The sequence below is a fragment of the Paraburkholderia lebeckiae genome, assembly GCF_014201005.1.
Lineage (GTDB): Bacteria > Pseudomonadota > Gammaproteobacteria > Burkholderiales > Burkholderiaceae > Paraburkholderia > Paraburkholderia tuberum.
The window spans coordinates 77482-98361 of record NZ_JACHDK010000006.1; the positions used below are offsets into that span (position 1 = coordinate 77482).

The 20880-nt window shown below is 63.1% G+C and carries 22 protein-coding genes; 12 read left to right on the forward strand and 10 right to left on the reverse strand.

The genetic code is table 11. The features are described from left to right. Positions 1 to 9: 9 nt before the first annotated feature. The 3 genes from HDG39_RS13475 (at position 10) to HDG39_RS13485 (ending at position 2611) form a co-directional block, all read left to right on the forward strand. Positions 10 to 156 carry a hypothetical protein gene (locus HDG39_RS13475; RefSeq protein WP_184006393.1) on the forward strand — a complete coding sequence of 49 codons (147 nt, stop codon included), beginning with the start codon at positions 10 to 12 and terminating at the stop codon, positions 154 to 156. 89 nt (positions 157 to 245) lie between these two features. Further along, on the forward strand, positions 246 to 893 hold the full coding sequence (gene clpP / locus HDG39_RS13480; RefSeq protein WP_018421618.1) for an ATP-dependent Clp endopeptidase proteolytic subunit ClpP: 648 nt from the start codon (positions 246 to 248) through the stop codon (positions 891 to 893). Positions 894 to 1057: 164 nt separating this feature from the next. After that, positions 1058 to 2611 carry an NYN domain-containing protein gene (locus HDG39_RS13485; RefSeq protein ID WP_184006394.1) on the forward strand — a complete coding sequence of 518 codons (1554 nt, stop codon included), beginning with the start codon at positions 1058 to 1060 and terminating at the stop codon, positions 2609 to 2611. 122 nt (positions 2612 to 2733) lie between these two features. On the opposite strand, the gene HDG39_RS13490 is transcribed toward HDG39_RS13485, so the two are convergent. The 4 genes from HDG39_RS13490 to xseA form a co-directional block, all read right to left on the reverse strand. Beyond that, positions 2734 to 3285 carry a glycine zipper family protein gene (locus HDG39_RS13490; RefSeq protein WP_184006395.1) on the reverse strand — a complete coding sequence of 184 codons (552 nt, stop codon included), beginning with the start codon at positions 3283 to 3285 and terminating at the stop codon, positions 2734 to 2736. A 152-nt stretch (positions 3286 to 3437) separates the two neighbouring features. Next, positions 3438 to 3674, reverse strand: coding sequence for a hypothetical protein (locus tag HDG39_RS13495; RefSeq protein WP_184006396.1), 237 nt, complete (start codon positions 3672 to 3674; stop codon positions 3438 to 3440). A gap of 348 nt (positions 3675 to 4022) precedes the next feature. Further along, positions 4023 to 4601 (reverse strand): superoxide dismutase [Fe], encoded by a 579-nt coding sequence (sodB, locus tag HDG39_RS13500; protein ID WP_013090345.1) that lies wholly within the window; start codon positions 4599 to 4601, stop codon positions 4023 to 4025. Between the two features lie 215 nt (positions 4602 to 4816). Then, entirely contained in the window at positions 4817 to 6196 is a 1380-nt protein-coding gene (gene xseA, locus HDG39_RS13505; RefSeq protein WP_184006397.1) for an exodeoxyribonuclease VII large subunit, read from the reverse strand. A gap of 548 nt (positions 6197 to 6744) precedes the next feature. Between xseA and lpxK the strand changes: the two genes are divergently transcribed. The 5 genes from lpxK to HDG39_RS13530 all read left to right on the forward strand — a co-directional run bounded on the left by lpxK (position 6745) and on the right by HDG39_RS13530 (position 10823). Next, complete coding sequence (lpxK, locus tag HDG39_RS13510; protein WP_184006398.1) at positions 6745 to 7761, forward strand: tetraacyldisaccharide 4'-kinase; 1017 nt, start codon at positions 6745 to 6747, stop codon at positions 7759 to 7761. Further along, complete coding sequence (locus HDG39_RS13515; RefSeq protein ID WP_007180583.1) at positions 7742 to 7945, forward strand: Trm112 family protein; 204 nt, start codon at positions 7742 to 7744, stop codon at positions 7943 to 7945. Before lpxK ends, HDG39_RS13515 begins: the two co-directional genes overlap by 20 nt. 190 nt (positions 7946 to 8135) lie before the next feature. Then, positions 8136 to 8930 carry a 3-deoxy-manno-octulosonate cytidylyltransferase gene (gene kdsB / locus HDG39_RS13520; protein WP_184006399.1) on the forward strand — a complete coding sequence of 265 codons (795 nt, stop codon included), beginning with the start codon at positions 8136 to 8138 and terminating at the stop codon, positions 8928 to 8930. A 211-nt stretch (positions 8931 to 9141) separates the two neighbouring features. After that, on the forward strand, positions 9142 to 9807 hold the full coding sequence (gene adk / locus HDG39_RS13525) for an adenylate kinase (RefSeq protein ID WP_184006400.1): 666 nt from the start codon (positions 9142 to 9144) through the stop codon (positions 9805 to 9807). Between the two features lie 257 nt (positions 9808 to 10064). After that, a complete protein-coding gene (locus HDG39_RS13530; RefSeq protein ID WP_184006401.1) occupies positions 10065 to 10823 on the forward strand; it encodes a 3-hydroxyacyl-CoA dehydrogenase in 759 nt (252 codons plus the stop codon). 127 nt (positions 10824 to 10950) lie between these two features. Here HDG39_RS13530 and HDG39_RS13535 read toward each other — a convergent pair whose 3' ends face one another. Together HDG39_RS13535 and murJ are read right to left on the reverse strand one after the other, a co-directional pair. Beyond that, positions 10951 to 11793, reverse strand: coding sequence for a SirB1 family protein (locus tag HDG39_RS13535; RefSeq protein ID WP_026226009.1), 843 nt, complete (start codon positions 11791 to 11793; stop codon positions 10951 to 10953). A 5-nt stretch (positions 11794 to 11798) separates the two neighbouring features. After that, positions 11799 to 13349 (reverse strand): murein biosynthesis integral membrane protein MurJ, encoded by a 1551-nt coding sequence (murJ, locus tag HDG39_RS13540; RefSeq protein ID WP_184006402.1) that lies wholly within the window; start codon positions 13347 to 13349, stop codon positions 11799 to 11801. A 505-nt stretch (positions 13350 to 13854) separates the two neighbouring features. Between murJ and rpsT the strand changes: the two genes are divergently transcribed. Further along, on the forward strand, positions 13855 to 14133 hold the full coding sequence (gene rpsT, locus HDG39_RS13545; RefSeq protein WP_018421629.1) for a 30S ribosomal protein S20: 279 nt from the start codon (positions 13855 to 13857) through the stop codon (positions 14131 to 14133). 145 nt (positions 14134 to 14278) lie between these two features. After that, a complete protein-coding gene (locus HDG39_RS13550) occupies positions 14279 to 15304 on the forward strand; it encodes an IS110 family RNA-guided transposase (protein WP_184006403.1) in 1026 nt (341 codons plus the stop codon). A 354-nt stretch (positions 15305 to 15658) separates the two neighbouring features. On the opposite strand, the gene HDG39_RS13555 is transcribed toward HDG39_RS13550, so the two are convergent. After that, a complete protein-coding gene (locus HDG39_RS13555; RefSeq protein ID WP_008923011.1) occupies positions 15659 to 16006 on the reverse strand; it encodes a DUF3579 domain-containing protein in 348 nt (115 codons plus the stop codon). Between the two features lie 505 nt (positions 16007 to 16511). Between HDG39_RS13555 and argF the strand changes: the two genes are divergently transcribed. After that, positions 16512 to 17441: an ornithine carbamoyltransferase gene (gene argF / locus HDG39_RS13560; RefSeq protein ID WP_018421631.1), complete on the forward strand. Its 930-nt coding sequence runs from the start codon at positions 16512 to 16514 to the stop codon at positions 17439 to 17441. A gap of 135 nt (positions 17442 to 17576) precedes the next feature. On the opposite strand, the gene murB is transcribed toward argF, so the two are convergent. Next, on the reverse strand, positions 17577 to 18659 hold the full coding sequence (murB, locus tag HDG39_RS13565) for a UDP-N-acetylmuramate dehydrogenase (protein WP_260327831.1): 1083 nt from the start codon (positions 18657 to 18659) through the stop codon (positions 17577 to 17579). A gap of 227 nt (positions 18660 to 18886) precedes the next feature. On the opposite strand from murB, the gene HDG39_RS13570 reads away from it, so the two are divergent. Continuing rightward, positions 18887 to 19372, forward strand: coding sequence for a YajQ family cyclic di-GMP-binding protein (locus HDG39_RS13570; RefSeq protein ID WP_184006404.1), 486 nt, complete (start codon positions 18887 to 18889; stop codon positions 19370 to 19372). Positions 19373 to 19465: 93 nt separating this feature from the next. Here HDG39_RS13570 and plsY read toward each other — a convergent pair whose 3' ends face one another. Both plsY and ybaK read right to left on the reverse strand, forming a co-directional pair. Then, complete coding sequence (plsY, locus tag HDG39_RS13575; protein WP_018421634.1) at positions 19466 to 20101, reverse strand: glycerol-3-phosphate 1-O-acyltransferase PlsY; 636 nt, start codon at positions 20099 to 20101, stop codon at positions 19466 to 19468. Between the two features lie 142 nt (positions 20102 to 20243). Further along, entirely contained in the window at positions 20244 to 20735 is a 492-nt protein-coding gene (gene ybaK / locus HDG39_RS13580; protein WP_090801630.1) for a Cys-tRNA(Pro) deacylase, read from the reverse strand. Positions 20736 to 20880: the final 145 nt, after the last annotated feature.

Sequence of the window (20880 nt, forward strand, 5' to 3'; positions counted from 1 at the left end):
TGGTGCGTGGTGAAAAAGCGGCTGCATACCGGTGGCATCGCTCAGGCGCGCGTCGTGTTCGGTATTCCTGAGCTTGACGCGTGGGCAACCGGTGATGTGACAGCGCGGCGCAAAAAAATTTTCTGTCACAACGCCAGCGGCTGCTCCGTCAAATGAGCAACAACCGGCGCATGTCAGGCGGCTTCTGATCCGCGGCGGCCTGCGCATCCCGGAACGCCCGCGCCATCCATCCGAGCGAGGAATCCATGCCTTCCAGTTACCCGTCTGTCTCCGGCCTCGGCCTTGTGCCCACGGTGATCGAACAATCCGGCCGGGGCGAACGTGCCTATGACATCTACTCCCGCCTGCTGCGCGAGCGCATCGTCTTTCTTGTCGGGCCCGTGAACGAGCAGTCAGCCAGTCTGATCGTCGCGCAATTGCTGTTTCTCGAATCGGAGAATCCCGACAAGGATATTTCTTTTTACATCAACTCGCCCGGCGGCTCTGTGTACGACGGCCTCGCGATTTACGACACCATGCAGTTCATCAAGCCGGAGGTCTCGACCTTGTGCACGGGTTTTGCCGCGAGCATGGGCACCTTTCTGCTTACGGCGGGTCAACGCGGCAAACGGTATGCGCTACCCAATGCGCGCATCATGATTCACCAGCCGTCGGGCGGCGGTCAGGGCACCGCGGCGGACATCGAAATCCAGGCCAAGGAGGTGCTGTATGTACGAGCGCGTCTCAATGCGATGATGGCCGAACGCACCGGACGCAGCATCGAAGAAATCGCGCGCGATACCGACCGCGACAACTTCATGTCGGCGCTCGAAGCGAGGGAATACGGATTGATCGATGACGTGCTGGAAGCTCGCGCGACATGGAACAACGCAGGCCGTCGCGACACCCTGTAACGGAACTGACATCGAGCCGCGCGCTGGACCACCAGTTGGACCGCTTGCTGCAAACTCCCACCTACCGATCGGTGCGAGCTCACGACAAAAGCTGCTCACCTTCGCTGGAATCGCTATCATGTCGCGATTCGTCGACTTCGACGACCGCTTCAATGGAGATACACATGGCGTCATCCAACGAAAACGTCAGCATGGCTCTGTTCTGCGACTTCGAGAATGTCGCGCTTGGCGTGCGCGACGCGAAGTACGACAAATTCGACATCAAGCTGGTGCTCGAGCGCCTGCTGCTGAAGGGCAGCATCGTCGTCAAGAAAGCGTATTGCGACTGGGACCGTTACAAGAGCTTCAAAGGCGCGATGCACGAGGCCAATTTCGAGTTGATCGAAATTCCCCACGTGCGCCAATCAGGCAAGAATTCGGCCGACATCCGGCTCGTCGTCGATGCGCTCGATCTTTGTTACACGAAATCGCACGTCAACACGTTCGTCATCATCAGTGGCGATTCGGATTTCTCGCCGCTCGTGTCGAAGCTGCGCGAGAACGCCAAACAGGTGATCGGCGTCGGTGTGCAACAGTCCACCTCGGATCTGCTGATTGCGAATTGCGACGAGTTCTTCTTTTACGACGATCTTGTACGCGAAAGTCAGCGCGCAGTCGCGAGGCCCGAATCGTCGCGTCAGCAGCAGAGCGCGCAGCAGGCAGCCAAACGTGCGCCTGATGAAGAGAAGGCTCCGCCCAAGGAAGATCTGGAGAAGCGCCGCAGCAAGGCCGTTGAAATTGCGGTGCAGACATTCGACGCGCTCGCTTCCGAACGTGGCGACAGCGGCAAGATCTGGGCGTCCGTGCTGAAGAACGCGATCAAACGGCGCAAACCAGATTTCAACGAGACGTATTACGGGTTTCGCGCTTTCGGCAATCTGCTGGAAGAAGCGCAGGCGCGCGGGCTGCTCGAATTCGGCCGCGATGAAAAGTCAGGCGCGTACGTCTATCGAAGCACAGCCGTGAACGTCGCGAGTGAAGCGGCAAGTGAAACCATCGGCGAAACAGCGGCGGAGTCTGCGGAAACGGGGTCGGCTGAAGCGGTATCGGCTGAACAGGCTGCCGAACATTCGTATGAAGCGCAGGCTGCGCAAGCGGCCGCGTCCGAGTCGGGCGGCAAGCACAAGTCGCGGCGCAAGGAGCGCAACAACCGCAAGCCGGGGCGGGGTCAGCAGGAGGCCGCGCACGGCAAGCGCGGTCACCACGAAACGGCTGATGAAGAGCATGCGGCTAACGCTCCGGCTCTCACCGAACACGCGGAACCCGCCGAAGAGGTCGAACGGCAGGAACCGCGTGAACACGCGCCGCTCCCACGTGAGTTCGTCACTGAACCGATAGCTGAAGAGTCCAAAGCTCGCGCTGTAACAGCGAAAGCGGATACAGCCGCTGAACAAGTCGTTTTCGGCGGCCAAGGAACCGACCATTCCACCGACAGCGACCAACCCGCGCTGCGTCAAAGCGCCAAAAAGCGCGCCTCGCGCAAAACGGCCGCGAACAAAGTGAAGAAAAGCACGCCACGCACGATCGAGGAAGTACCTGAGATCGCAGCGCCGGCCGAAGTCCCTGCCCCAGCAATCAACTCGGAAGAAGGGTCTGAGGCCGCCAGGAAGGCAGCCCGTAAAACGGCGTCCCGGAGCCGTCGCCCGCGCAAAGCGGCGTCAACCGACAGCGCGGAATAAGTTAGCGGCACGGATTCGACGATCGTCACTAAAAGCTACCGCCCAACCGTCCTTCGGACTTGAAACGCAGTACCGGCCGAAAATGCAAGACAAGCAAGCCGGCCGGCCTCAGCTATCACCGCTCAGTAAGCCGGATAAGGCCCATACATGACGGGCGGGGGCGGCGCGTAATAAGGACGGGGCGCGATGTACACCGGTTGCGTCGAATAGTAAGGCTGCGGCTGAACGATCGTCTCGCCCTTCGAGGTCATGCACTGGGCGTAGGCGGTGTCGTAGCGCGCCTGCATGCCGGCCGCCGAATACTGGGCGCCATTCGCGCCGTTCGCGCCCCCGATCAGCAGACCGCTGCCGGCGCCGATCGCCGCGCCCGCGCCGGCGTTGCCCGCCGCGGCGCCGAACAGCGCGCCGATCGCCGCGCCGCCGAGCGTGCCGAGCGCCGCGCTGTTCACGCTGTTCGTGGTGGCCGCCTGCGCAGCGCCGGACGGATTCGTCGATTGATTCGCGTAGTCGCGGCACGCGTAGTCGTTCTGCTGGAACTGGCTGAGCGGCTCGCCGCTGCGCGGCATCGCGGCTATGCTCGGGCCGCTCGGTGGCGCCACTGCGCAACCGCCTAACGCGAGCGCGATGACGGCGGCGGGAATCGCCAGGCTAATCGTTTTATTGCTGGAACTCATGGCGGTGCACTTCGGAGGATTGGAATTCAAACGTTAGGCTAATCGCGAAATTCCGTGGTTACGGCTCAGTTACAGAAAGTTTTTTGTCCGGCTGGCTAGTCGCTGCGGCGATTGGTACGTTATATCAAGTAATGCTTGTAGATGAGCTGGCATCAATTGACAAGAAGCGCGGCCTGCACTCGCGTCAAACGATCTCCGCCGCCCAACCCAATCGACCACACGAAGAACGCTTCTTTGAACCGGCTCATTCTCGCCGCCGCAGGGGCTTGCGTCGCCTGCAGCGCGCCCGGGTTCGCCCCATCGACGCCGGCCGCGCCGAACGTGGTACTCCAGCAACCGGGCACGACGACCTTCCCGAGCGTCGCGACCGCGCAGAACTTCCAGTACATGAACCATCCGCCGCCAGCGCCCGGCCCCGCCAGTTCAGCGAAGTCGACGGGCGAGGACCGGGCTCATCGGCACCGACAGATGTCCACGAATTCCGGCCCCGACGATTAGCCTCAGGGCAATTTCGCTTAGCGCCGCGCCCCGCGAAACCGCAGTTACTAACTGTGACAAACTTCTTTCAGAAGCGCGTAAGAAGCGCATCCGTCGGTGTAAGCAATACCAATCCCTCCCCTTCCAATCACCTCCAGAAAGAAAAAGCCCTCGCGATGGAGGGCTTTCTTCTCTGGCTACCATCTTCAATCGCGACCGCAAGGATCACGACATCAGACGGCGAGCTGCAACCGGCAATCTCAAGCGAAGTTTTTCGCTGCGAAGTCCCAGTTGACGATGTTCCAGTACGCTTCGACGAACTTCGGACGCGCATTGCGATAGTCGATGTAGTAAGCGTGCTCCCACACGTCGATCGTCAGCAGAGCCTTCGCGTCGGTGGTGAGCGGCGTGGCGGCGTTGCTCGTCGACACGAGGTCGAGCGAACCGTCAGCCTTCTTCACGAGCCATGCCCAGCCCGAGCCGAACGTGCCGACCGCGGTCTTCGCAAACTCTTCCTTGAACTTGTCGAACGAACCCCACTTCGCGTTGATGGCGTCAGCCAGCGCGCCAGTCGGTGCGCCGCCACCTTGCGGCGACAGGCTGTTCCAGAAGAACGTGTGATTCCATACCTGAGCCGAATTGTTGAAGATACCGCCCGACGACTTCTTGACGATCTCTTCCAGCGACAGGTTCTCGAACTCCGTGCCCTTGATCAGATTGTTCAGGTTGGTCACATAAGTCTGGTGATGCTTGCCATAGTGAAATTCGAGCGTCTCTTCCGACATGTGCGGAGCGAGCGCGTTTTTCGCAAACGGCAGCGGCGGGAGCGTATGTTCCATGGTGCTTTCCTTCTCTGTATCTGTTGTGGGGAGTCTGCGGATGACGCTATCGAGCACTCGATTGTAGGCGAGTTGGAATAACCCCGCAAACCAACGGCCTTTATGTCCGGCATGTCGAACACGTCGTGCGCAAGGCCCTTGAGAAGGGCGCGCATGGCGCGTGCCCGGCGCGTCGGAAGACAGTAAACGGGCGTAACGCGCCCACCGGCGAAACGTCAGAAACCGTCGGTCAGACGCGTCTGCACGTCGGCGAGCGCGACATCGGCCGAGCCTTCGGCGAGATGCATCGTCAGACGACGTCCAGGTTTCAGCGACGACGGCGTGCGAATCGCCCGACCGCTTTGCGCATCGAGCACGGCCGCATAACCGCGCTCGAGCGTGCGCTGTGGACTCAGCACTTCGAGTCGCGCGCTGAGCATGTCGATGCGCGCGACCTGTCGTTCATGCTGGCGCGATAGGGCCGCATTCAGACGCTGCGCCAGCACGTTGACGCGCGTGCGCTCGGCCGCGAGATCCGGACGCCAGCGTTGCCAGCGCATCTGCAGCAGCGAAAATCGCGCACGAGCGTCGCGCACCGGCCGGGCGCCCGCCGACGCGAGCCGAACGCGCAACTGCTGCAGATGCGTGCGCTGCCGAGCGAGCCGCTCGGCGGGCGACACGAGCCGGCGCGCCAGCCAGTCGAGCTGCTGCGCGCGCCGCTCCATCATGCGGCCGAACGCGCGCGCGAGCGTCGCGTGCCGATGATCAAGTTCGCGCAGCAGCATGACGCGCTGTGGACTGACGAGTTCGGCGGCGCCGGTCGGCGTCGGCGCGCGTACGTCGGCGGCGAAATCGGCAATCGTGAAATCGGTCTCGTGACCGACGCCGCTCACCACAGGTATGACGCTTTCCGAAATCGCGCGCGCGAGCACTTCTTCGTTGAACGCCCACAGATCTTCGATCGAGCCGCCGCCGCGACACACGATCAGCACGTCGACCTCGCGGCGCGCGCCAGCCGCCTCGACCATCGCCGCGAGCTTCGCGCTGACGCCCGCGCCCTGCACCGGCGCCGGATAAACGATCACCGGAATATGCGGCGCGCGACGCGACAGCGTCGTCAGCACGTCGCGCAATGCGGCCGCCTGCAACGACGTGACGATACCGATCGCGCGAGGATGCGTCGGCAGCGCGCGCTTGCGCTCGGCGGCGAACAGCCCCTCGGCCTCGAGTTGCGCCTTCAACCGCAGAAACGCTTCGTACAGACGCCCCTGGCCGGTGCGGCGCACCGCTTCGACATTAAGCTGCAGTTCGCCGCGCGGCTCGTACATCGTGACGAGGGCGCGCACTTCGATGCGATCGCCTTCGCGCGGCGTGAATTCGGCGTACTGAGCTCGACCGCGGAACATCACGCAGCGCATCTGTGCCTGCGCGTCCTTGATCGAGAAGTACCAATGGCCGCTCGCGGCGCGCGTGAAGTTCGACACTTCACCCGCGACCCAAACGAGTGGAAACGAGCGTTCGAGCATCGTGCCGATCGCGCGATTGAGCGCGGAGACAGGAACGACGACTTCACCGCCTGGTGTGGCCGCAGAAGCAAAAGGATTTTCGGGGTTCATGCAAGGAATAAGTAGCGCTGGCCGGACAGACGATAGACCGAGCGAAGAGCGGCGTCCAGCCGGAATCGCAGGATTGTTAAAAGTGTCCACATGGCGGGAACCGCCTGACGAATTTCGCCAGAACGCCCGCCAACGTCAATAAATTCGTGGCAGAGCCTTGATTTATATGGCGTTTGCATCTGGATAGCGAGCAAGTACTACGATCCAAAGCGCACGGAATGGCCCTTCCGGACGATCGGACGGCAGGTTCTCCACAAAGTTATCCACAGACTGTGGGCAACCGCACATAGCGTGGAGCGGCGTGCGTTGGACCTTACGCGACTTGCCGGGCGGGACGCCCGCGCGCTACAGTGCCGGGTTCGACGGCATGTCGATCGCGCAGCGCAGCGGAGAACTTGCCGGCCCGAGGCCACTGGGCGCGGGCCCTTTCGGCGCGCCGCTCGCACCTCATTTTTTGACCCGTATTCGCATTCGATTGCCCGGAGAACCGCGTTGATGTTGACCCCGCGTAGTGCGCACGGCGCGCAGTCCGTGCTCGCAACCCGCCCATGAGCGAACTCAGCGACCGTCTCGGAGCGCGCCTCTCGCGCGAATGGCAGCAACGTGGACCGCTCGCCTGGGCGCTGACGCCGCTCGCCTGTGTGTTCGGCGCAGTCGCGGCCGCGCGCCGCGCCGCGTTTTCGCTCGGCTGGCTGAAATCGGTGCGCGTCGGCGTTCCGGTGGTGGTGGTCGGCAACGTGACGGTCGGGGGCACCGGCAAGACGCCGACCGTCATCGCGCTCGTCGAAGCGTTGCGCGCCGCGGGCTTAACGCCCGGCATCGTGTCGCGCGGCTACGGCGCGCGCGTGAGCACGCCGACCCAGGTCACGCCCGGTTCGTCGGCACGGGTCGGCGGAGACGAGCCGTTGCTGATCGCGCGCCGCACCGGCGCACCCGTCTGGGTCTGTCCGGACCGCGTCGTCGCCGCGCAGGCGCTGTGCGCCGCGCATCGCGACGTCGACGTGATCGTCAGCGACGACGGCTTGCAGCACTATCGCCTCGCGCGCGATGTCGAACTCGTCGTGTTCGATCACCGGCTCGGTGGCAACGGTTTCCTGCTACCGGCCGGGCCGCTGCGCGAGCCGCTGTCGCGCCGCCGCGACGCGACGCTGATCAACGATCCGTATGCGCGCACGCTGCCCGCATGGCCGAACACGTTCGCACTACAGCTCGCCCCTGCCGACGCGTGGCATCTCGACAATCCCGCACTGCGCCGCCCGCTTGCGCAATTCGCCGGTCAACGCGTGCTGGCCGCGGCCGGCATCGGCGCGCCGGAACGCTTTTTCGCGACAGTGCGCGCGGCCGGCCTCGCGCCCACGACGCGCGCGCTGCCCGACCACTACGCGTTCGAGCGCAATCCGTTCACCGACGTCGACGCCGACGCGATCCTGATTACGGAAAAGGATGCGGTAAAATTGGGGGCCTGGCATGACGCGCGCATCTGGGTAGTCCCGGTCGAAGCCGCGCTTGATCACCGCCTCACTGCATTAGTTGTGGAGAAAGTCCGTGGACGCTCGCCTGCTTGAAATCCTCGTCTGCCCGATTTGCAAGGGCCCGCTCAGCTACGACCGCGCCGCGCAGGAACTGATCTGCAACGCGGACAAGCTCGCCTATCCGATCCGCGACGGCATTCCCGTGATGCTCGTCGACGAAGCGAGGCAGACCGTCGAAGGCACGCCGGTCGATCTGAATCCAGGCTCGGTCGCCTGACCCGGCGCGTCGCGGCACCGAGGTGCCGCGACGTCTCGCTCGCGCGCGGGTCAACGCAGGCTTCATCGATGCCAACGCCCCCTTCCCGCATGCTCTCCAAAATCGATCCGCGGCCGTTTTCGCCGACCCTGCGGGCGCGTCGCGCGCGCAGCCTCTTCCTCCGGCCTGATCGCCGCCCGTTCCTGATCCGATGATCCACACCATCCCTCATCCGTTTATCGCCGTCGTGCCGGCCCGCCTCGCGTCGACCCGTCTGCCCAACAAGCCGCTCGCGGACATCGGCGGCAAACCGATGGTCGTGCGCGTCGCGGAGCGCGCGCGCGAATCGGGCGCGCAGCAGGTGCTGGTCGCGTCGGACGCGCAGGAAGTGCTCGACGCGGCGCGAGACCACGGCTTCGACGCGGTACTCACGCGCGCCGACCATCCGTCGGGCACCGACCGTCTCGCGGAAGTGGCAACGCGTTTCGGCTGGAGCGACGACACGATCGTCGTCAACGTGCAGGGCGACGAGCCGCTGATCGACCCGGCGCTCGTGCGCGGCGTCGCCGCGCATCTGGCAACGACGAGCGACTGCGCGATCGCGACGGCCGCGCATCCGATCACCGATTCCGCCGAAATTTTCAATCCGAACGTCGTCAAGGTCGTGCCGGATGCGCGCGGCGTCGCGCTGTATTTCTCGCGCGCGCCGATCCCGTGGGCGCGCGACGCATGGCAACCGCTCTGGCCCAACGTCGCGTCGATGCCGACGCCGCCCGCGCCCGCCGTCGTATACCGGCACATCGGCCTGTACGCGTATCGCGTGAAATTTCTGCGCACGTACCCGAGCCTCGCGATCTCGCCGATCGAGCAGGTCGAAGCGCTCGAACAGCTGCGCGCGATGTGGCATGGCGAGCGCATCGCGGTCCTCGTCACGCAAGACGTACCGTTGCCGGGGGTCGATACCCCCGCCGATCTCGCGCGCGTACGGGCCTTATTCGGGTCTTGAGCGCGGGAAGCCGTGGCATAATCGAACGGTTATGCGCGTCTCCCAGCGCAGGCGACACTCGGGTTATCCCTGTCGCGCCGTGCGGATCTTGCAGCGCCGTCGTATTCGACGTGCAGCGCGAGGTAGTCAACGGTAGCCGATGCGGAACCTGCGAGAATCGCCGGGAAGCATGCCGCGTCAACAAAGAATTCACATAGATTTGGAGATATCCATGCGTTTGATCCTGTTGGGTGCACCGGGTGCCGGCAAAGGCACTCAGGCCACCTTCATCAAGGAAAAGTTCGGCATCCCGCAAATTTCGACCGGCGACATGCTGCGCGCGGCCGTCAAGGCTGGCACGCCGCTCGGCCTCGAAGCAAAGCGCTTCATGGACGCCGGCGAGCTCGTCACGGATGAGCTGATCATCAACCTCGTGAAGGAACGTCTGCAGCAGCCGGACTGCGCGAACGGCTATCTGTTCGACGGCTTCCCCCGCACGATTCCGCAAGCCGAAGCAATGAAGCAGGCCGGTGTCGCGATCGACTACGTGCTCGAAATCGACGTGCCGTTCGACGAGATCATCGTGCGCATGAGCGGCCGCCGCTCACACCCCGCATCGGGCCGCACCTATCACGTGACGTTCAATCCGCCGAAGGTCGAGGGCATCGACGACGTGACCGGCGAGCCGCTGATCCAGCGCGACGACGACAAGGAAGAAACGGTCAAGAAGCGTCTGGCAGTGTACGAATCGCAAACCAAGCCGCTGATCGAGTACTACAACGGCTGGGCGAAGAACGGAGATACGTCGAACTCAGTGAAGGCGCCCCAATATCGCCGCATTTCGGGCCTCGGCAGCGTCGATGAAATTCGCGCCCGCGCGTTCGACGCGCTGAAGTAAGCCGGCTTGGACCAAACATTACCGCTGTTTTCGTTTGACCAAAACCCGCCCACGTTGGGCGGGTTTTTTATTTGGCTCGGGGCGCAAACCAAAAGCGGCAAGCGGCGGGGAACGCCCAGCGGAACTAGTTAGTTTTCCATAGCGCTCGCATACCGCCGCCCGCTTCGCTTTCCGCAGCGCAGCACAGCCGCTACAATCGATCGTCGAAAAATGCTTCGCTCGAGACCGCACTGAACAACCGTAGCAAAGGAGAAGACATGGAAATTCGTGACAACGTGTTCCTGATCACCGGCGGTGCATCAGGGCTTGGCGCTGCCACCGCGCGCCTGCTCGTCGAGAACGGCGGCAAGGTCGTCCTCGCCGACCTGAATCTGGACGCGGGCGAGGCGCTCGCAAAGGAACTTGGCGGCGTTTTCGTCAAATGCGACGTGAGCCGGGAAGAGGACGCGCAACAGGCCGTCGAAGCCGCGACGAAGCTCGGCGCGCTGCGCGGTCTCGTCAACTGCGCGGGCGTCGCGCCGGCCGCGAAGACCGTCGGCAAGGATGGCCCCCATTCGCTCGATCTGTTCACGCGCACGATCTCGATCAATCTGATCGGCACGTTCAACATGATCCGGCTCGCCGCGGCGCAAATGTCGAAGAACGAGCCGAACGCCAACGGCGAGCGCGGCGTGATCATCAACACCGCATCGGTCGCCGCGTTCGACGGCCAGATCGGCCAGGCGGCCTACTCCGCGTCGAAGGCTGGCGTGGTCGGTATGACGCTGCCGATCGCGCGAGACCTGTCGCGCAACGCGATCCGCGTGATGACGATCGCCCCCGGCCTCTTCGAAACGCCGATGCTGCTCGGCATGCCGCAGGAAGTGCAGGACGCGCTCGGCGCGATGGTGCCGTTCCCGCCGCGCCTCGGCAAACCGGCCGAATACGCGATGCTGGCCAAGCAGATCTTCGACAATCCGATGCTGAACGGCGAGGTGATCCGGCTGGACGGCGCGATCCGCATGCAGCCGAAGTGAGGATCGCTTAGCGCTCGATCTGGTCGCCGACGCTTGGCCAAGGCCCGCATACGGCGATAAAAAAACGCCTGTACATGTGCGACATGTGCAGGCGTTTGTGTTTTATGCAGCGTGAAAACGCGCGTCGCTATTCGCCGCCATCATGCCGCGTGCGCTGCCGCAATTCATGCAACTGCGACTCGACCACGGTGGCATCTTCCGCATCGGGGCGATCGCCGAGATAGCTTTCGAGGTCCTCGAGCGCGGGCCGCAGATAATCGAGCCGCGCATACGCGAAACCGCGATCCCGCACTTCCTCGATATTGTCCGGCAGCAGAATGACGAGCCGTTGCTGCACCGCGAGCAGACGTTGCCAACGCTCGGTCTGAAGGTAGATCGCCTTCAGGTTGCGCAACATCCGCGCGACGATCTCGCGACGCGTGGCCGGTTGCAGCAGCATGCGTAGCGCTCGCCCGACCGAATCGCCAGCCGACGCGACGTACGGCTCGAGCATCTCGACCATCTGCGTTTCGGACAGCGAATGACCGGTGGTCGGATCGAGCATCACGTCGCCGTCGGGCGTCGTCACGCGCAGCAGGAAGTGGCCTGGAAATGACACCCCACGCACCGGAACGCCGAATTGCTCGGCCATCTCCAGATAGAGCACCGCGAGCGAAATCGGAATGCCGCGGCGACGTTTGAGTACGACGTTCAGATGGCTGTTGTCGGGGTCGTAGTAATCGTTCAGATTGCTCGCGAAACCGAGTTCGCGGAAAAAGAAACGATTGAGGATGCCAACCTTCTGACGGATGTCGGCATCGTCGGGCATGCGGCGCCGCAACCGCAGCACCAGCTCGTCGATCTCCGCGAGCACCGACTGTAGATCGAGGTCGGGATAGGCATCCTGCGCGATCGAGAGCGCCGTCTCGGTCAGCGGCAGGCTCTCGTCTTCGGCGACGAGCGTACTGAAATAATCGAGAACCCGCGACATGGTGATCACTTCACTCGCCTTTTGAAATACGCGTACTTGAAGCCCATCAGCCAAAGCATACCGAAATACAGCGCGGCGAACAGCACGAGACACGCACCGAGCAACACCATGCGGCTGACCGGCTGGGTATGCATGCCGATCCAGTCGAAGCTGATCGCGAGCCAGCGCATCACGCCGGCGAGCACGAGGCACGCTCCGAGCAACTGCACGAAAAACTTGAGCCAGCCGCTCGACGGCATATAAATGCCACGTTTGCGCAGACCAATGAATAGCAGCAACGCATTGACGCAAGCGCCGAGCCCGACGCTCAGCGTGAGACCCGCATGCGCGAATACCGGCACGAACGCGTAGTTGCTCAGCTGCGTGACGACCAGAACGCCGATGCCGATCTTCACTGGCGTCTTGATGTCTTGCTTCGCGTAAAAGCCCGGCGCGAGGATCTTGATGAGGATCAGGCCGATCAGGCCGACTCCGTACGCGGCGAGCGCGCGGCTCACCATCACGACCGCATTGCCGTCGAACTTGCCGTAGTTGAACAGCACCGCTGTCAGCGGCTGGGCGAAAAAGAATAGCGCGATCGCGCTCGGCGCGGCGAGCAGGAACGTGACGCGCAGTCCCCAGTCGAGCAGCGACGAATACTCATGCGAATCGGCATCGACGTGCGCCTTCGACAGGCTCGGCAGCAGGATCGTGCCCAGCGCGACGCCGAGCAGCGCGGTCGGAAACTCCATCAGCCGGTCGGCGTAGTTGATCCACGACACCGCGCCGGGGCCGATGTGCGACGCGATGTTGGTGTTGATGATCAGGCTGATCTGCGCGACTGACACCGCGAACATCGCCGGCACCATCTTCGCGAGCACGCGCTTTACGCCGCGATGCGCGAGCGCGCGCAGCGGGTTCAGGCCGATGAGCGGCACCATGTCGATCTTCTTGAGGCCCGGCAGCTGCACGACGAATTGCAGCACGCCGCCGACGATCACTGCCCAGGCGAGCGCATAGACCGGCGTTTGCAGGCGCGGCGCGAGGAATACGGCGGAGACGATGAACGCGACGTTCAACAGCACGGGCGCGAACGCGGGCAACGAAAAGTTCTTGTACGTATTCAGCACGCCCGACGCCAGCGACGTCAGCGAGATGAAAATGATGTAGGGGAACATGATGCGCGTCATCACGACCGCGAGCTGGTACGCGTGGCCCTCGTGCGCGAGGCCCGACGCGACGACGAACACGACGCCCGACGCGCCGACCACGCCGATCACTGACAGCACGGCGAGCGCCCACGCGAGCACGGTCGAGGTCGCGTCGACGAGCGCCTTGGTGGCGTCGTGGCCTTGCTGGTTCTTGAACTCCGCGAGGATCGGCACGAAGGCCTGCGAGAACGCGCCTTCGGCGGAAATGCGGCGCAGCAGGTTCGGAATGCGAAAGGCGACGTAGAAAGCGTCGGTGTATTGACTGGCGCCGAACGCACGGGCGATCAGCGTTTCACGGGCCAGTCCGGTCACGCGCGACAGCAGCGTGAAGCCGCTGACCGTCAGCAGGGCTCGGAATAGATTCATGGGGCGCTTATTATACGGGTCCCGCCAATGCGGGCGACGAGCCAGAACGCGATTCGGACCGATTTGCCACGCGGACGTTCGCCGCGATCGGCTGGAAAGCGCGATTTTTTGTGTTTTTTGCGGTCTTCCCGGCAGCGCCCCCGCCTTCCATCGGCGCCCTCGCAGGAGGGCCAGCACATACGCGCCGACATGACGCCGCTCCGGTCATCGTGGCGCCGGCCCGTGTTTTTCGTTGTCACGTGCCTGATTTTGTTGCTATAATTATCGGTTTCGAAGCTTGCTCAGTTTTCGAATGGTCTTCGGACGCGGTTCTCAGGTTGGCGCGCCGCCTGTCAATACATCCGGATGCCTTGAAACACGGGCCCGCCTTCGCGTAGTTCGATCGATTTTTTCGACACTTTTGCGCCCTTGGGCAATCGCTTCCAAGGGTTCGGATCGAGAAGCAGCACCTCGCCTCATCTTTGAAGGCCGGGTACTGGAAACAGGAACAGGATAAGGAACCGTCATGGCTAACTCCGCACAAGCACGCAAGCGCGCCCGCCAGGCCGCGAAGGCAAACTCGCACAACTCGGCACTGCGCTCGAAGTTCCGCACGGCTATCAAGGCTGTCCGCAAAGCAATCGACGCAGGCGATCACGCTAAGGCCGCCGAAATCTTCAAGGCATCGTCGAAGACCATCGACATCATCGCCGACAAGAACATCGTTCACAAGAACAAGGCAGCTCGCAACAAGAGCCGCCTCGCTGCAGCCCTCAAGGGTCTGCAAGCGCCCGCAGCGCAGTAATTCCGGTCGGCCCGCTTCGGCGGGCTACCTCCTGTTTCCGCTGCACAAGAAGCCCGCTTTGGCGGGCTTTAATGAGATGGTCAGCCTGACCGAAACAGCCCGATCGGCTTACGCTGATCGGGCTGTTTCCTTATGGGAGATCGTCATGGACACCATCTCGTTGATTGGAATCGATCTTGGCAAGCATTGCTTCCACCTGCACGCACAGTCCGCATCGGGCCACATGGTGTTGCGCAAGAAGCTGACGCGCAACCAGATGTTCACACTGCTTGCCCGTGTTCCGAGCTGCACGGTGGTCATGGAAGCCTGTGCCGGCGCTCACTGGGTCGCCCGTCGCCTCCAGGAACTTGGGCACTACCCGAAGCTGATATCCCCGCAGTTCGTCCAACCTTTCGTGCAAGGCAACAAGAATGACTTCGCCGACGCGCAAGCGATCTGCGAGGCCGCGTCACGTCCCAGCATGCGGTTCGTCAGTCCGCGCAACGAGGTGCAGCAGACGATCTCAGCGCTGCATCGGGTACGCGAAGCGCTGGTGCGCGACCGTACCGGCACGATCAACCAGATTCATGCCTTTCTACTCGAATTCGGCGTGAGCCTGCCCAAGGGGATGGGCGTCATCCGCCGACTTCCTGCCGTGCTGGCCTCGCATGATCTGCCGCCGCGACTAGTCGCGCTGCTCGAGCGTCTGCAGGCACATTTCAAGTACCTCGACGAACAAGTCGCGCAACTCGAAAGCGAATTGATCCGGCAACTGCGGGAGGACGAACGCAGCCAGCGCCTGTTGGAGATTCCCGGCATCGGCCCAATCACGGCCAGCGTGCTGGCAACCGAATTGGGCGACGCCCACCAGTTCGCTTGCGCTCGCCAGTTCGCCGCATCCATCGGGCTGGTTCCACGCCAATACAGTACCGGCGGCAAGCCCACGCTGCTGGGAATCAGCAAGCGCGGCGATAAGAATTTGAGGCGACTGTTAGTCCAGTGCGCGAGAGCGCTCATGCTGCACATCGAGCGGCACGCCGATCGCCTGGGGGCCTGGGTCCGCGACCTGCTGGCCCGACGGCATTCCAACGTGGTCGCTTGTGCGTTGGCCAACAAATTGGCGAGGATCGCCTGGGCCATCCTCGCCCGCGGAACACACTACCAAAGTGCTCAGGCTGTGGCAGCAGCCTGACTGTGCGCCGCCTACGTTACTCCTTCTGACCCAGGTCACTTCCTGGTTTTGCGACGAGAGATACGTGAAGACATAAACGGCTCAACGGCCGAGCAAGCAACCTGGCAAAGCAAATAGTATTCCGATACTGCGGCTTTTTTTAAGGTTTGCCCGGCGCGGCTCTCATCATGGGGCGGGAACCTGTTCCCACAACGACCCCGGATAGATTTGCGCAAGCCCAATTTACGTCAACACCACCTCGCTTGCAAAAGTCAGGCTGACCATAGATTTGTTTTGGTTGAATTGCCAGCCACAAAAAAAACCCGCTGCTTGCGGGTTTTTGTTTTTTGCTTTTGCCAATCCGGCCGACTGACATCAGATGACGTGCCGTTTGGCTTGTGGCGCAGGCGCATGCTCGAGTTCCAGCTCACACGCCTCGGTGACCAGCAGGTCGTTGTCTTTCGCGAAGTTCATGACGAAATCGAAGGCCATTGGTTCGATGTCGCGCAGCCGCGAATCGAGAATCACGCATTTGAGGTCGCCGATCATGGTCGGCCGCACGTACAGCGAGTACTGCATATAGGCGTTCGGCCCCTTCCTCACGCCAGGCCCGAACGACGACATGACGCCCGCGAGCCGCTCCGACCAGTCGCTCGGCCGAAATTTTTTTCCGGTCGACGTAATGCCCTGAATGAAATATTCGATTGGAGCTGCTTCGGCCATGTAGAAATACCTGTGTGACTGCCCAGCGGAATGACGACCAACCGGAGACGCCAGTTGTACGCTCGAATTCACCGCAAGCGGCATGTACGGCAAGCGCTTGCAGCCACCTGCGACGTGCGTGGGATCTGGCGCTAACGCAACAATGACGAACCGCACCACGAGAACCGCTGCGGCGAACCGGCTGAACCGCTCTGCGTCTGTCATGGCGGCCACGCCGTGACAGGCTTTCCGCGCCGCGCGAGCCGCGTTTCTTCATGCGAAACGCCGGCCTGCTGGGCTTTGGGATAACCCGCAGATTATAGCGCAGCGGGCCCTTTTCCGCAGCGCACACAAGCGCCTTCCGATGACCCCGGTGAAGCCCGATACAACGCTTTCGAATCGCTTGCGGCGCCTTCCCGCCGACTCGTCAAACGAGGCGAAATCCTTTATGCTGCATGGAGTTACCACCAAACCGACGGCGGCGCAGTCCGGCAACCCTGCCGGGTGAGACCGCCGTATTTGTTTCATGACCGCCAAGAAAATTCGCCACTACCTGCAGTTCAAGGACTTCTCGCTGGAAGACTACGAGTACGTGCTGGAGCGCGCGCGCATCCTGAAACGCAAATTCAAGAACTACGAGACCTATCACCCGCTGCATGACCGCACGCTGGCGATGATCTTCGAAAAGAATTCGACACGAACGCGCCTGTCGTTCGAAGCCGGCATCTTCCAGCTGGGCGGCCACGCCGTGTTCATGAGCACGCGCGACACGCAGCTCGGCCGCGGCGAGCCGATCGAAGACGCCGCGCAGGTCATCTCGCGCATGGTCGACATCATCATGATCCGCACGTTCGGCCAGGACATCATCCAGCGCTTCGCCGAGAATTCGCGCGTGCCGGTGATCAACGGGCTCACGAACGAATACCACCCGTGTCAGGTGCTCGCAGACATCTTCACGTACTTCGAGCATCGCGGTCCAATTCGCGACAAGACGGTCGCGTGGGTCGGCGACGCGAATAACATGCTGTACACGTGGATCGAAGCCGCGCAGATTCTCGGGTTCAGGCTGCGCCTGTCCACGCCGCCCGGCTACAAGCTCGACCGCGCGCTCGTCGCGGCGGAAAGCGCGTCGTTCTACGAGGAATTCGACGACCCGAACGAAGCCTGCACGGGCGCCGATCTCGTCACGACCGACGTTTGGACCAGCATGGGCTTCGAGGCCGAGAACGAAGCGCGCAAGAAGGCCTTCGCGGACTGGTGCGTCGACGCCGACATGATGGCGCGCGCGAATCCCGACGCGCTCTTCATGCACTGCCTGCCCGCGCATCGCGGCGAAGAAGTCAGCGCGGAAGTGATCGACGGACCGCAGAGCGTCGTGTGGGATGAGGCGGAAAACCGTCTGCACGTGCAGAAGGCGTTGATGGAATACCTGCTGCTCGGCAAGCTCAATCACTGAGCGAGCCGCGGGTCCGTACACCCGCCGGAACCGCGGGCACAAAAAAGGCGCCGGGAGGAAACTCCCGGCGCCTTTTGCATTCGTCGGCGGCGACGCTCCGCGGGGCAACTCAGCGCGAAAAGAGAGAACTGCCGCTCACAGGCAAACTGGCTCCGCCTCCAGTTCCACGCCAAATCGCTCGAACACGTCGTGCTGGATCGCCCGTGCCAGCGCCAACACTTCCGTGCCGCTCGCGCCACCGCGATTCACCAGCACCAGCGCCTGCCGCTCATGCACGGCCGCCGCGCCCATCGCGCGGCCCTTCCAGCCGCATCGGTCGATCAGCCAGCCGGCCGCCAGCTTCACCCGCCCATCCGCTTGCACATACGACACGACTTCCGGCTCGCGACGCTTCAGCGCCTCGAACTGGGCGGCATCGATCAGCGGATTCTTGAAGAAGCTCCCCGCGTTGCCCAGTTCAAGCGGATCGGGCAGCTTCGCGCGCCGCACGGCGACGACCGCATCGAAAATGGCTTGCGCGGTCGGCTGCATGGCCGCACCGTCGGCTTGGCCAGCGCTCGCCGCATGACCGCGCGCCGCCAGCTCGCGCGCGAGATCCGCGTAGCCCGCGCGCGGCTGCCACGCCTTCGGCAAACGGAACGTCACCGACGTAATCACGAAGCGCTCGCGCCCTTCCCGCTTGAAAAAGCTGTCGCGGTAGCCGAACCGGCACGCATCGCCGTCGAGTTCGACGGCCTCGCCGGTCGCGAGCTCGATCGCCCGCAGCGACGCGAAGCATTCGCACATTTCGAGCCCGTACGCGCCGATGTTCTGGATTGGCGCCGCGCCGACCGTGCCAGGAATCAGCGCGAGATTCTCGAGGCCGGGCATGCCCTGCGCCAACGTCCACGCGACAAACTCGTGCCACGGCTCGCCGCCGGCCGCCTCGACATACCACGCATCCTGATCCTCGCGCACCACGCGGCGCCCGCGCAGCGCCACCAGCAGCACGAGCCCGGCGAAGTCGCCGGTCAGCATGACGTTGCTGCCACCGCCCAGCACGAGGCGCGGCAGGCCCTCGACGCGCGGATCGCGCACCGCGGCGAGCAACTGTTCCTCACGCTCGACCAGGCACGCTAACTGCGCGCGCACGTCGAAGCCGAACGTGTTGTGGGCCTTCAGCGGATAGTCGGCCATGAGGGACGCGACGGCGGGAGCGGCAAGAGCGGATTGGGACATCGGAATGGCAACCGGGCAACGACGGGAAGCAACAGGAATCGACGAAAAACAACCAACGACGCGCCTGACGACACGAGCGGCGCCGCCCGCCGTCGCGACGCCGCGCGGCGGCCTTGGGCAAAAGAGAGCGGCGTCGGTAAAATGACGTCCGGTCCGTGATTATAGCGAGTGCCTCGCGATCGGCCGACCGGCTGTGTCGCGCACTGCCGCACTATTGGGAGAAAGCAATGCCATCGTTTGACGTCGTCTGCGAAGCGAACATGATCGAAGTCAAGAACGCGATCGAGCAGTCCAACAAGGAAATTTCGACGCGTTTCGACTTCAAGGGGTCCGATGCGCGGGTCGAACACAAGGAAAACGAAATCACCGCGTACGCCGACGACGACTTCAAGCTCGGCCAGGTGAAGGACGTGCTGCTGTCGAAAATGGCCAAGCGCAACGTCGACGTGCGCTTCCTCGACTACGGCAAGATCGACAAGATCGGCGGCGACAAGGTCAAGCAGGTCATCAAGATCAAAAAGGGCGTCTCGGGCGATCTGTCGAAGAAAATCGTGCGTCTGGTGAAGGACAGCAAGATCAAGGTGCAGGCGAGCATTCAGGGCGATGCGGTGCGCATCACCGGTGCGAAGCGCGATGATCTGCAAAACGTGATCGCGATGCTGCGCAAGGACGTGACCGACACGCCGCTCGACTTCAACAACTTCCGCGACTAAGCGGCACGACGCGCCGGGCTTGCAACGAGCCTCCCACGGACCCGGAAGCGCTTCGCATCGGGCCATCTGGCCGGGCGAAGCGCTCAGCCCACGTCAAAGATCGTTGCCCGCCGCCGGACTGGCTGCCTTCTTCTTGTCGCCGATACGGCTCTCCTGCCCCCGCATCAGCTTCGCAATATTGCCGCGATGCCGCCACACGAGCAGCAGGCTCATCACCAGAACCGCGAGCGCGACGATGCGCGGCCCGAACAGAAACACGTAGAAGAGCGGCGCGAACAGCGCCGAGCACAGCGCCGCGAGCGACGAGTAGCGCGTAAAGAACGCGACGATCAGCCAGGTTAGCAAGGTCGCGACGCCGAGCGTCGGGTTGATCGCGAGCAGCACGCCCGCGGCGGTCGCGACGCCTTTGCCGCCCTTGAAGCGGAAGAAAATCGGATACAGGTGACCGAGAAACACCGCAAGCGACGCAATCGCGATCGCGCGCTCGTCGAGCCCGTAACGCGCGCCGAAATGCACGACCAGCCATACCGGCAGCCAGCCCTTGAAGGCGTCGCCGATCAGCGTCAGAATCGCGGCCTTCTTGCTGCCGCTGCGCAGCACGTTGGTGGCGCCCGGGTTGCCCGAGCCGTACGAGCGCGGGTCGTCGAGACCCATCGCGGCGCTCACGATCACGGCAAACGACAACGAACCGATCAGATAGGCAACGACAGCGACGATCAGGTTTTGCATCTGGGACTCTTATAAGGATCGCGGTCTGACATTCGATACCCCAACCGCAACAGGGCATGCCCGTCGAATCAGGGCGGCGCACATTTTACCGAACGCGTCCGCGCGAAAAACATTCAGGCAAACGTCAACCCGCTCATCGGCGTCAGTCCACGCTCGCGCATTGCACCGGCTTCGCCGCAAGCAGATCGGTGAGCACCTTCGGCTCGATGCTGACGAGAAAGCCGCGCCGCCCGCCGTTCAACCAGATTTTGTCCATCTCGAGGATGGTCGACTCGACATACACCGGCATCTGCTTGCGCGTGCCGAACGGCGACGTGCCGCCGATCAGATAACCCGAATGCCGGTTCGCGACCTCGGGCTTGCACGGCTCGACGCGCTTCGCGCCGATCTGCCGCGCGAGGTTCTTGGTGCTGACGGTGCGATCGCCGTGCATCAGCACGATCAGCGGCTTCGCGTGCTCGTCTTCCATCACCAGCGTCTTCACGACGTGATGCTCGTCGACGCCGAGCTGGCACGACGATTCCGCAGTGCCGCCATGTTCGACGTAGTCGTAAGGATGCTCGCCGAACGTGACGCCGTGGCGGCGCAGCAGCTGCGTGGCGGGTGTTTCGGACACGTGTCTGGATTTGCTCATCGGCGCATTGTAATGGCGAGTTTGCACAACGGCTATTTGACGGATGGCCAATTGTGCGGGTTCGACGCTTGTGGCACGATCGTTCGAAAATATGCCGGCGTGGTGCGAGATACTGCGCGCAGGGCCACGAATTGGTAAAGAGGAG